Annotated in this window: 11 protein-coding genes; 3 read left to right on the top strand and 8 right to left on the bottom strand. The window is 68.7% G+C overall.

Translation table 11 applies throughout. The annotated features are described in order from the left end of the window. Positions 1 to 71: 71 nt before the first annotated feature. From HJG45_RS27975 to HJG45_RS27965, 3 genes are all read right to left on the bottom strand, one after another. The gene (locus HJG45_RS27975) at positions 72 to 551 is read right to left on the bottom strand and encodes a hypothetical protein (RefSeq protein WP_171617237.1); all 480 of its coding nucleotides are present in this window, start codon (positions 549 to 551) and stop codon (positions 72 to 74) included. Between the two features lie 579 nt (positions 552 to 1,130). Then, a complete protein-coding gene (locus HJG45_RS27970) occupies positions 1,131 to 1,565 on the bottom strand; it encodes a hypothetical protein (protein WP_171617235.1) in 435 nt (144 codons plus the stop codon). A gap of 54 nt (positions 1,566 to 1,619) precedes the next feature. Further along, positions 1,620 to 2,114: an NAD(P)-dependent oxidoreductase gene (locus HJG45_RS27965; protein WP_171617233.1), complete on the bottom strand. Its 495-nt coding sequence runs from the start codon at positions 2,112 to 2,114 to the stop codon at positions 1,620 to 1,622. A 197-nt stretch (positions 2,115 to 2,311) separates the two neighbouring features. Between HJG45_RS27965 and HJG45_RS27960 the strand changes: the two genes are divergently transcribed. Next, on the top strand, positions 2,312 to 4,849 hold the full coding sequence (locus HJG45_RS27960; protein WP_171617231.1) for a penicillin-binding protein 1A: 2,538 nt from the start codon (positions 2,312 to 2,314) through the stop codon (positions 4,847 to 4,849). Positions 4,850 to 5,402: 553 nt separating this feature from the next. Here the strand turns inward: HJG45_RS27960 and HJG45_RS27955 are convergent. Together HJG45_RS27955 and HJG45_RS27950 are read right to left on the bottom strand one after the other, a co-directional pair. Beyond that, a complete protein-coding gene (locus HJG45_RS27955) occupies positions 5,403 to 6,299 on the bottom strand; it encodes an MBL fold metallo-hydrolase (RefSeq protein ID WP_171617229.1) in 897 nt (298 codons plus the stop codon). Continuing rightward, positions 6,296 to 7,588: an FAD/NAD(P)-binding oxidoreductase gene (locus tag HJG45_RS27950; RefSeq protein WP_171617228.1), complete on the bottom strand. Its 1,293-nt coding sequence runs from the start codon at positions 7,586 to 7,588 to the stop codon at positions 6,296 to 6,298. The genes HJG45_RS27955 and HJG45_RS27950 overlap by 4 nt, the downstream gene beginning before the upstream one ends. Positions 7,589 to 7,765: 177 nt before the next feature. Between HJG45_RS27950 and HJG45_RS27945 the strand changes: the two genes are divergently transcribed. Continuing rightward, the gene (locus tag HJG45_RS27945; RefSeq protein ID WP_171617226.1) at positions 7,766 to 8,431 is read left to right on the top strand and encodes a peroxiredoxin; all 666 of its coding nucleotides are present in this window, start codon (positions 7,766 to 7,768) and stop codon (positions 8,429 to 8,431) included. Then, complete coding sequence (locus HJG45_RS27940; RefSeq protein WP_171617224.1) at positions 8,428 to 8,820, top strand: metalloregulator ArsR/SmtB family transcription factor; 393 nt, start codon at positions 8,428 to 8,430, stop codon at positions 8,818 to 8,820. Before HJG45_RS27945 ends, HJG45_RS27940 begins: the two co-directional genes overlap by 4 nt. Before the next feature lie 219 nt (positions 8,821 to 9,039). Here the strand turns inward: HJG45_RS27940 and HJG45_RS27935 are convergent, their stop codons facing one another. From HJG45_RS27935 to HJG45_RS29110, 3 genes are all read right to left on the bottom strand, one after another. Next, a complete protein-coding gene (locus HJG45_RS27935) occupies positions 9,040 to 9,342 on the bottom strand; it encodes a hypothetical protein (RefSeq protein WP_171617222.1) in 303 nt (100 codons plus the stop codon). Between the two features lie 73 nt (positions 9,343 to 9,415). Further along, entirely contained in the window at positions 9,416 to 9,697 is a 282-nt protein-coding gene (locus HJG45_RS27930) for an AI-2E family transporter (RefSeq protein ID WP_254452862.1), read from the bottom strand. Next, entirely contained in the window at positions 9,604 to 10,443 is an 840-nt protein-coding gene (locus tag HJG45_RS29110; RefSeq protein ID WP_254452861.1) for a hypothetical protein, read from the bottom strand. The genes HJG45_RS27930 and HJG45_RS29110 overlap by 94 nt, the downstream gene beginning before the upstream one ends. Positions 10,444 to 10,690 lie beyond the last annotated feature (247 nt).

Below are 10,690 nucleotides of genomic sequence, written 5' to 3'. Positions count from 1 at the left end.
CGGAAGCCTACATCGCAGCCGTGCTCGACCGCCTCGCAAATGGCCACCCCATCACCCGTATCGACGAGCTGCTACCCTGGAACTTCAGGCCAAGCCGTCAACCCACCAGCGTGGGCTGACGCATACTTCACGGCGCTCAAGAGGTCCCTGAAAAGGTCCTTTGATAAGTAATATTCGTTCACAACTGGTATCTGGTATAAGAAAATTATAACAATTATGGTTAGTAAATTTCCCAATACACCGTGCCAAATTGCGACAGGGACCAGCAAAAAGGTCTTTTTCTGTAAAAGTGGTTTTATATGGTCGCCCAAAGTCTGGTCAATTACAGCTTTTGCGTAATCATCTATCAGTTCAGAGGCTTCAATTTTGTATTGCTCCAAGTTGTCCTTGCCGATGCTTCGAAGGATGTACGCATCTACTTCAGCACAACTAATAACCAACTCAACGCCATTTTTTCTCTTTTCTTTAAGAAGTTCTTCGCGAACTTCAATCTCCAAGAGATGAAGTGCTAAAGCTTCAAGCAGAGCGAATTTGCCCTGATCGGCCACCAAGTAGTTGAAAGCATCCTCTCGCGACTTAATAATCGCTAATGATGCATCAGAGGTATGTGGGTTATTGGGCTGTACGGCTGTCCGCCTCGCCCGCCGCGGCATCGTGGGAGCAGGCTATTTCTTTGCTCGGCCCAACCAATCCAGATTAGAAACCCTCTTCTCAATGGCCTGGGTCACGCGTTGGTCAACCTCACTTACGGCCTCAAAAATTTTCTGCTGGCGCGGAGTGAGTATTCTTGCCCAGTTGGGCGCACCTGTAGCCACAGGCTCGGGCGCAGCCTTGGTCTGCTGGCGGCGATCAACCTTCGTATGTTGGTCAGGAGGCATTATCTCGTTTACCTCATCTACCAATGCTGAGTCGGTTGCGTGCCGCTTGAAAAGCTTCGGAATCGTGCTTGTCCAGCGTGAAAAGGTCCCGCGGAAACGTGGCGTCCGCAAGGCCGGTAACGGGTCCATGCACACTTATCCCCAGGTTTTTGCTCACGCTATGCGGCGCATCACACAACCTAGAGTTACTTTGTGATTAGATAATAAACCTCTCTGGTGCTGTCACTTGGTATCCAAGTGGCTATTGCTAGCTCATCTGTCCAGGCGCCACCCCATCTGCCCGCCACCCAACGCCTCCGACCGAACCCGCCCCTTGATCCGCATCTGCCGCAGCGTCGAGCCGACCCGCTTCTGCATCACCCGGACGAACACCAGGTCAGACGGGTTCAGGTTCCGCGCCGCCATGACACGCAACGTCAGGTCATGCGTGCTCAGCGTCTCGCCCGTGCTGCGCAGCGCCGCGTAGATTGCCCGCATGATCTCGCCCTTGAACGCCGCATGCCGGACGGGCAGCGGCTTGGGCCGCGCCTCGGACAGGTCCATCTCGGGCGCAAACACCCGGATCGCACCGTCCAGATTGTCGAGAGCCAGCGTCAGCTCGCGGACCTTGTTCTGCGCATCCTCCAGCGCTCCAGCAATCTCCGCGCGCTTGCGGATCAAGCCAGAGACAACGTGCTCGTGTTCCATCCCGACATGCTAGGTAAGCACACCAAAGCCTCAACGGCCGCGTGGTGGCAGGTGCTACCGAATATCGGACATGTCCGGCATGCCGATATCGCCGTCGAAGCGGATCATGTCCTCGGCCAGCAGCACATGCCCATCCGCCCGCTGCAGCGCCACCGGATAGGCGGCGGAGGAGGAGAAGACGACGCAGCGGCCCGGCCGGGCCCCGGCCGCCCATTGGAAGAAGGCGGCGTCGATGCCGAGATCCTCGGCCACCGCCAGCGGGTTCCGCTCGATCATCAACCGGCCGCCGACCAGGGCGGCGAGGTGGAAGGCGGCATCGAAGCCGGCCTGCGGCGCCGCGGCGAACCAGTCCCGGCAGTCCATGCGGTAGAAGGTGAAGCCGCGCCAGTCGCGCGGCTCGAAGAGCGGCCAGCCCGCCGCCGGGTCGATGGCGCCGGTAAGCGGGCGGAGGCTGTCCACCGCATGCACCTCGTGCCCCGCCTCGAGCAGGGCGCGGGTCAGGTGGCGACCGACAAATCCGGCGGCGCCGGTCACGAGCATCTTGCCCATGCGGATCGGCTCTCCAACTTCGGGCCTGTGCCCGTGCCGCATGCTGCCCTGCCGGAGGTGAAGCAGGCCTTAAGGGTGCCTGGCGCTCTGCCCACCGCCCTGCGGGCCGCGGCGTGTTTGTTGCTAGATCGTTCCAAGAACCGACCTCACCGGCGTGTGGTCGCCGCTGGTCCGGCGGCAGTGTATGAGGTGCCGCCATGTCTCCCCCTGACACCCGCCTGGAGCCCGGCTTCGACCCGCCGGCGCCGGGACGCGCAGCCCCGCCGCCGCCACCGCCGCCGCGCAAGCCGGAACGGCGGCGGCGGCGCCGACCGAGCCTGTTCGGTGGCGTCTTCCGCTTCCTCTTCACGCTGGCGATGGTGGCGATCGTCGCCGGCGGCGTGGCCGCCTTCGGGCTCTACCGCCACATCGCCGCCGACCTGCCGGACTACCGCTGGCTGGCCGATTACCAGCCGCCGCAGATGTCGCGGATCTATGCCGCCGACAGCCGGCTGATGGCCGAGCTGGCCGCCGAGCGGCGGGTCTTCATGCCGATCGAGGCCATCCCCAAGCTCGTCCAGGCCGCCTTCGTCAGCGCCGAGGACCAGCGCTTCTGGGAGCATCACGGCATCGACCCGCGGGGCATCCTGCGGGCGATCATCACCAATATCGAGCAATACGGCACCGGCCGCCGGATGGGCGGCGCCTCGACCATCACGCAGCAGGTCGCCAAGAACATGCTGGTCGGCAACGACCGCACCCTGCTGCGCAAGGCGCGCGAGGCCATCCTCGCCATCCGCATCGAGGAGGCGCTGCCGAAGGAGCGCATCCTCGAGCTCTATCTCAATGAGATCTTCCTCGGCTACCAGGCCTTCGGCGTCGCCGCCGCGGCGCAGGCCTATTTCAACAAGGGGCTCGACGAGCTGAGCCTCGGCGAGATCGCCTTCCTCGGCGCCCTGCCGAAGGCACCGAACAACTACAACCCGGTGCGCTACCCCGAGGCGGCGCGGGCCCGCCGTGACTGGGTGCTCGACCGCATGGCCGAGGATGGCGCCATCACCGCCGAGCAGGCCGCCGCCGCGAAGCAGGAGCCGATCGTGCCGCGGATGCTGCGCCGGCCGGAGACGCTGCCGGTCGGGCAGTATTTCACCGAGGAGGTTCGGCGCGAGCTGCTCAACCGCTTCGGGCCGGAGCAGACCACCATGGGCGGCCTCGTCGTCCGCACCAGCATCGAGCCGGCGCTGCAGAAGGCGACGGAGCAGGTGCTGCGCAACGGCCTCGTCTCCTATGACCGCCGGCGCGGCGGCTGGCGCGGCGCCATCACCCGCATCTCGGCCGGCAGCACGGACTGGATGCCACAGCTCGAGGCGGTGCAGCGCCCGGGCGGCGTGCTGCCGGAATGGAAGCTCGCCGTGGTGCTGGAGGTGCGGCCGGGCGAGGCGAAGCTCGGCTGGATCGAGCGGCCCGATTCGCGCAGCCCGGCGCAGCCGCGCACCGGCATCCTGCCCTTCGACGGCCTCGCCTGGGCCCGCAAGGCGCTCGGCGACGGGCGGTTCGGGGGGCGTCCCTCGCGCATGCAGGACATTCTGAGCCCTGGCGACGTGGTGCCGATTGAGGTCACGGCGCCCGGCGCCGGCGGGCGGCCGGACCGGCTCGCCCTGCGCCAGGTGCCGCAGATCGAGGGGGCGATCGTCGCCCTCGACCCGCAGACCGGCCGCGTGCTGGCCATGGCCGGCGGCTGGTCCTTCGACAAGAGCCAGTTCAACCGCGCCACCCAGGCGCAGCGCCAGCCCGGCTCCTCCTTCAAGCCCTTCGTCTACCTGCCGGCGCTCGAGGCCGGGGTGCCGCCGACCCAGCGCTTCCTCGACGGCCCGATCGAGGTGATGACGCCGCAGGGCGTCTGGCGGCCCTCCAACTACACGGAGGGCAGCTACAACGGCTATGTCAGCATCCGCACGGCGCTGCAGAAGTCGCTGAACCTCGTCACCATCCGGGTGGCGCAGGAGGTCGGGATGGCCAAGGTCTCCGAGACCGCGGCCCGCTTCGGCGTCATCGACAACATGCCGCGCTACCTGGCGATGTCACTCGGCTCGGGCGAGACGACGGTGCTGCGGATGGCGGCCGGCTATGCAGGCTTCGCCAGCGGCGGCCGCAAGGTCACGCCGACCTTCATCGACAGCGTGCAGGACCGCCGCGGCCGGGTGATCTGGCGCAGCGACGCGCGCGCCTGCGAGGGCTGCGACGCGCCGCGGCCGGGCGAGGAGCCGCCGGAGCTGGTCGATGCGCGGCCGCAGATCGCCGATCCGATCGCCGTCTACCAGATGACCAACATCCTGACCGGCGTGGTCCAGCGCGGTACCGGCACGGCGGCGGGGAAGGGGCTGGACCGGCCGATCGCCGGCAAGACCGGCACCACGAATGATTACGTCGACAACTGGTTCGTCGGCTACACGCCGGACATCGTCATCGCGGTCTGGCTCGGCTTCGATGATCCGCACAGTCTCGGCAAGGATGAGACCGGCGGCCACAACGCCGCGCCGGTCTTCCGCGACGTGCTGCAGGCGGCGCTCGGCAACAGCCCGCCAGTGCCCTTCCGCGCGCCGCCGGGCGTCGCGCTCGTGCGCATGCAGGACGGCAATGCGACCATCATGGAGGCCTTCCGTCCCGGCACCGAGAACAGCGCCCGGCGGGTCGGCGGCGAGACCGCCTCCGGCTCGGCCCGCAGCGAGGACCAGAATCTCGGCGGCCTGTACTAGAAGCAGATCCCGTTCGAGTGGAAACACTCGAACGGGTGAAGATGCCCTGAGAACAACAGGCTGCAGCGGATTGCGCTCAAGAGTGAGCGCTGCTCCGCTGTAGGGCCCGTAGGTGAAGACTGGCTGGGTACAGGGGGCCGGTGGTGGAGGCGAATGGCCGGGCTCGAAGCCGGCAGGGCCTCCCCCTCAGGCCATCAGGGCAATGGGTCGTAGGGTTTGACGAGGTCGGAGAGGCGCGGCGCCGCCGGAGTCTTGCTGATGGCGAACCAGCCAAGAACGAACAGGAAGGCGATACAGAACCCAACGCACGCTGCCTTCCGTCCCAGGCTGCCTTTCACCACCATCTCAGACAAAGCCAGCCTCATCGTCTGGAACACACCGTTGAGATTAATGATCGTTTCATCTTCTGCCTAGCCAAATTTCGCGCGATGGTTGTGAAGCTGCCAATCCTCGCCCGCGTCACGGCGTATGGCAAGACGAGCAGATCCGGCACGGGCGTCGCGCGGCCTCGCCTCGTGAACGCCGGCCTGCCGCAACCCCTGCCGGGACGGCCTCAGCCCCAGGGCGCGTCGCCGAGGGCGTTCAGCGGGATCTTGAGGTAGCGACGGCCATTGCTCTCCGGTGCCGGCAGCCGGCCGCCGGCGATGTTCACCTGCAGCGAGGGCAGGATCAGCTTCGGCATCGGCAGCGTCCTGTCCCGCTCCGTGCGCAGCCGGACGAAGCTTGCCTCGTCCTGGCCGCGGACATGCGCATTGCCGGCCTTCTGCTGCGCGACGCTGCTCTCCCACGCCACGGCACGGCCGCCCGGCTGGTAGTCATGGCCGGTGAAGAGCCGCGTCGCATCGGGCAGCGACAGGATGCGCTGGATGCTGCGCCACAGCGCGCCGGCATCGCCGCCCGGGAAATCCGCCCGGGCGCTGCCGCCATCGGGCATGAAGAGCGTGTCGTGGACGAAGGCGGCGTCGCCCACGACATAGGTGACGGAGGCCATGGTGTGGCCTGGCGAGAACATCACCGAGGCTTCGAGCCCACCGATGCGGAAGCGATCGCCATCGGCGAAGAGGCGATCCCATTGCGAGCCGTCGGCCGGGACGCTGTCCGGCAGGTTGTAGAGCTCCTTCCAGAGCCTCTGCACCTTGACGATGTGCTCGCCGATCGCCGTTGGCGCGCCGGTCCGGTCCTTCAGGTAGCCGGCTGCCGAGAAATGGTCGGCATGCGGATGCGTGTCGAGGATCCAGTCCAGGGCGAGCCCGCGCTCGCGGATGAAGGCGAGCAGCGCATCGGCGGAGCGCGTCGCGGTCGCGCCGGATTTCTCGTCGAAATCGAGGACGGGGTCGATGATCGCGCAGGCCCGGCTGGCCGGATCGGCGACGACGTATTGCAGGCTGCAGCTGCGCGGCTCGAAGAACGCCGTCACCTCGGGCCGGCCGGTGGTTGGCGCCTCCGTCATGCCGCCCTGGCCTCCGGGAAATGCCGTTCGCGGTGCTTCACGTCGAGCTCGCTGCCGCGCAACATCATGCGCCAGTACAGGAAGGGAAGGAAGCGCGTCTTCAGCAGCCAGGCGCTCCGGCGCGGCTGGCGCGGATCGAGCGGGAAGCTCGGCGTGACCTTGCCGCCATAGCCGAACTCCGCCAGCACCACCTTCCCATAGGCGGTGGTGAGCGGGCAGGAGCCATAGCCGTCATAGGCGGCGTCCAGCGGCCGGCCGTCGAGCGTGGCCAGCAGGTTGCGCACGACGACCGGCGCCTGCAGCCGCACCGCGGCGGCGGTCTTGGCGTTGCTCGTGCCGGCCGCATCGCCGAGCGAGAAGATGTTGGCGAAGCGCGCATGCCGCAGCGTCGCCGGATCGACATCCACCCAGCCCGCGGCATTCGCCAGCGGGCTGCGCCGGATCACGTCCGGGGCGCTCTGCGGCGGGGTGACGTGCAGGAGGTCGAAGCGCTTCTCGACCTCCGTCACCCGGCCCTGCTCGTCGGTCACGGCGAACAGGGCGGTGCGGCGCGGGCCGTCGACGGCCTTGAGGGCATGCCGATAGCGCAGGGCGATGCCGTAATCCTGCGCCACGCGCTGCAGGGTCGGCACGAAGAAGGGCACGCCGAAGAGCGCCTCGCCGGCGAGGCAGAACTCGATCCCGGCCGGGCGCGGCAGCCCGTTGCGGCGCCAGCGGTCGGCGGCGAGATACATGATCTTCTGCGGGGCGCCGGCGCATTTGATGGGCATGGGCGGCTGGGTGAACAGCGCCGTGCCGCCCTGGAAGTCCTGCAGGCAGCGCCAGGTGTATTCGACCGTCTCGGCCGCGTAGTTGCTGCACACCCCCTGGCTGCCGAGCGCCTGGCGCAGTCCCTCCACCTTGTCCCAGTCGAGCTGCAGGCCGAGGCAGACCACGAGCTGGCGATAGGCGATGCGGCGGCCATCGGCGAGCGCAACCTGGTTCACCTCGGGATGGAAGCCGGTCACCGTGCCCCGGATCCAGGCGACGCCCCTCGGGATGAGCGACGCCTCCGGCCGGAGGGTTTCGGCGAGGCTGAACACGCCGGCCCCGACCAGGGTCCAGCCCGGCTGATAGGCATGGGTCTCCGCGGGCTCGATCAGGGTCACGGCCAGCCCCGGCCGGTGCCGCCTGAGTTCGGCCGCGACCGTGATGCCGGCAGCGCCGCCGCCGACGATCAGCACCTCGGCGCGCTGCGTCGGGGCTAGGGTGGGGGGCAATGCCGCGTCGCGGTTCGGCTGGGCGTCCATCCTGGTCTCCCGCATCGGAGCTGGCCGGTGCCGGCCCGGTATTGGCCGCCTGTTTATGAGATCGTGACTTGTATAGATAGCCTAAGTGACTCATTGTCATCATCGGCCCGATCTCAATGCCGCGAGGCCCCGGACGGCCGGCCGCCACCAACAGCCACCCTCCCGAACGGATGCGCCATGACCGACCCAAGCCCGGAGCGCCGCGGCCCGCCGCTGCTCCATGACCCGGCGCCGGCCTTCCGGGCGCGCACCACCATGGGCGACCGTGCCCTGGCCGATTACCGCGGGCAGTGGCTGCTGCTCTTCTCGCATCCGGCCGATTTCACCCCGGTCTGCACCAGCGAGTTCATCGCCTTCGCGCGGGCGGCGGCGCGGTTCGAGGCGCTCGGCTGCGCGCTGCTCGCGCTCTCCGTCGACAGCCTGTTCTCGCATTTCGCCTGGATCCGCAGCATCCACGCCCAGTTCGGGGTGAAGGTGCCCTTTCCCATCATCGAGGATCCCTCGATGGCGATCGCCCGCGCCTACGGGATGATCGCCCCGCAGGCGCCCGACGCCGCGATGGTGCGGGCCGTCTTCGTGATCGACCCCGAGGGGATCATCCGCGCCATCACCTGGTATCCGATGACAACAGGACGCAATGTCGAGGAGCTGCTGCGGCTGCTCGCCGCCCTGCAGGTGAGCGATGCGCATGACGTCTCGACCCCCGAGGGCTGGCGTCCCGGCGATGCCGTGATCCTGCCGCCGGAGCTGACGCCGGAGGCGGTCTTCGCGCCCCAGGCGCCGGGCGCCGACTGGTATTTCCGCACCGGGCCGGTGCCGCAGGGCAGGGGCAAGGGGCGGTGAGCGAGGCGGCGCTGGACATCGCCGCGGGCGTCGCCCTGCTGCGCGTGCTCGCCAATCCGGCGCGGTTGCGCATCGCCCTGCTCCTGCTCGACGGCGAGCGGCCGGTCGGGCAGATCGAGGCCGCGCTGAGCCTCAGGCAGCCCAACCTCTCGCAGCATCTCGGCGAGCTGCGCGAGGCCGGCCTGCTGGTGGCGCGGCGGGAAGCGCGCGCGGTCTTCTACCAGGTGGCGCCGGGTCGGCCGCGGCAGCTGCTGGCGAGCCTGCGGCATGGGCTGGAGGGCGGCCCCGCTGTCCCGCCTGCCGCCCCGCCTCCCGTCTCGGCACCCCGCCCGCCGCGCCGCAGCGCCGCGGCGGCCAGCTTCGCCGTGGTATCGCCAGGCGCCGGCTGAGCATGTCCGCGCGCCGTGAAGCCGCGCGCGCGGGGGGTCACGACAAGATGGGCTCAGGATGTGACTGCGGGGCCGGTATGGTGGCGCGGCCCGAGGGGAGGCGCCACGACGACCATGATCGGACCGGGTCACCGGCATCGCCCGCCTCGCCGCCCTGGACCATGATCCGCTCACACAGGGTGGCGGATCATGGTCCAGGCCGTTGTGTGATCGCGTGAGTCACGCTTTCCGGTGCGTCCACCTCAAGCGATCACGCTCTAGCCTCTCGGCGCAGCCCGGCCGCCGGAGCCCCTGCAGTCGGTGGTATTCTCGACGCCGGGCGTCGATCCCCGACACCGCTTCGATCTCTGGCGCAGCCGCTACCTGGCTGGCCTGTCGCGCTCGCAGCTCCATCAGCTGTCCGAGGTGCATGGCGGCGTCGCGCGCCACATCCAGTCGCAGCGCATGCGCCTGGCCCATGCGATGCTGTCGGATCCCGACTGCCTGCTGCCCATCGCGGCCATCGCCGAGCGGGTCGGCCATTGCGACGCGGCCGCCTTCAGCTGTGACCCGGCGGCGTGGCGGTGTCCCGGGTCGGGTCGGGGCGGCCCGGCCGTCAGCCATCGGGATCCCGGCCCGAGAGCAGCGCCGCGACCGGCCGGCTGGACGGGAATTGCTCGCAGAGGGTCAGCGCCACGATCAGCACCGGCACGCCGATGAAGGCGCCGGGGATGCCCCAGAGGAAGGCGCCGAGGAAGACCGCGACCACCACCATGAAGGGCGAGAGGGCCAGCCGCGCGCCGGTCAGCAGCGGCTCGATCGCGTTGCCGGTGATGAACTGGGTGGCCTGCAGCACCACGAAGACGGTTGCGGCGGACTCCCAGGTGCCGAATTGCAGGGCGGCGAAGAGGGTGGGCAGCAGCGTCGCCAGCAGGGCACCGATGAGAGGGGATGTAGTTCAGCAAAGGCGATGACGCCCCATTCCGGCGCCAGGGCCAGCCCCATGGCATAGGCGAAGGCCCAGACCGCGAGGCCGGTCACCGCGCTCATCACCGTCCGTACCAGCGTATAGGTCCTGAGCTTCGCCATGCTCTGTCGTCCGGCGCGCAGCAGCCCGGCGGCGATGCCGCCGTCGCGGCCGAGATGCTCGAGCTGACGCCGCATCACCCCCACCTCCAGCAGGCCGAGGATGACGAAGACCAGGGTGATGCCGAGGAAGCTCGCGATGCCCTGCAGCTGCAGCAGCACCGTCTGCGCGATGCGGATGAGGCCGCGGGTGTCGAAGGGTTCGCCGAGCATGGCGGCGGCGCCGATGCCGTGGCTCTCCAGCCAGTCCATCTGCTGCGCGTAGAGGATCTGCAGCGCGGCGGCATTGGCGATCACCCAGCGGGCGACGCGGCCGAAGCCCCAGCCCGCCGCCAGGGCCAGCGCGACCAGCACCACGAGGGTGAGCAGGACGGTGCCGATCAGCGCGACGAGGACGGGCAGCCTGGCCTGCGCCGCACGCTGCACCGGCCAGGCCAGCGCCATGGTGAAGAGGGCGAAGGCGATCGGGGCGAGGATCGGCTCGGCGAGGCGGCAGGCGCCGGCCGCCAGGATGGCGGTGCACAGGCCCAGCATCCAGCGCGATGTGCGATCCGCCATGGCAGCCGTTCCTCGCCCAACGCTTGGCCGGCAGCGTCGGGCAGCTCCGGGGCCGGCGCAAGCCGTAGCGGCAGTGGGGAGCCGGGGATCACGGCCTGCCCTCCGCCTGGCCGCGCCCTGTCACGAGCCGCTCCGTGGTGCTGGCGCGGCATTGGGCTGGTTGACCTCGAGGGTGTTCCAGGTGGCGGCGGCGGGGGGTGGTCCCTCGGCTGGGTTCCAGTGGCCGCTCCGCTTCAGCGCCTCGGCG

The sequence above is a fragment of the Roseicella sp. DB1501 genome, assembly GCF_013112485.1.
In the GTDB taxonomy this organism is placed as follows: domain Bacteria; phylum Pseudomonadota; class Alphaproteobacteria; order Acetobacterales; family Acetobacteraceae; genus Paracraurococcus.
This window is presented reverse-complemented; position numbering and strand designations above follow the sequence as displayed.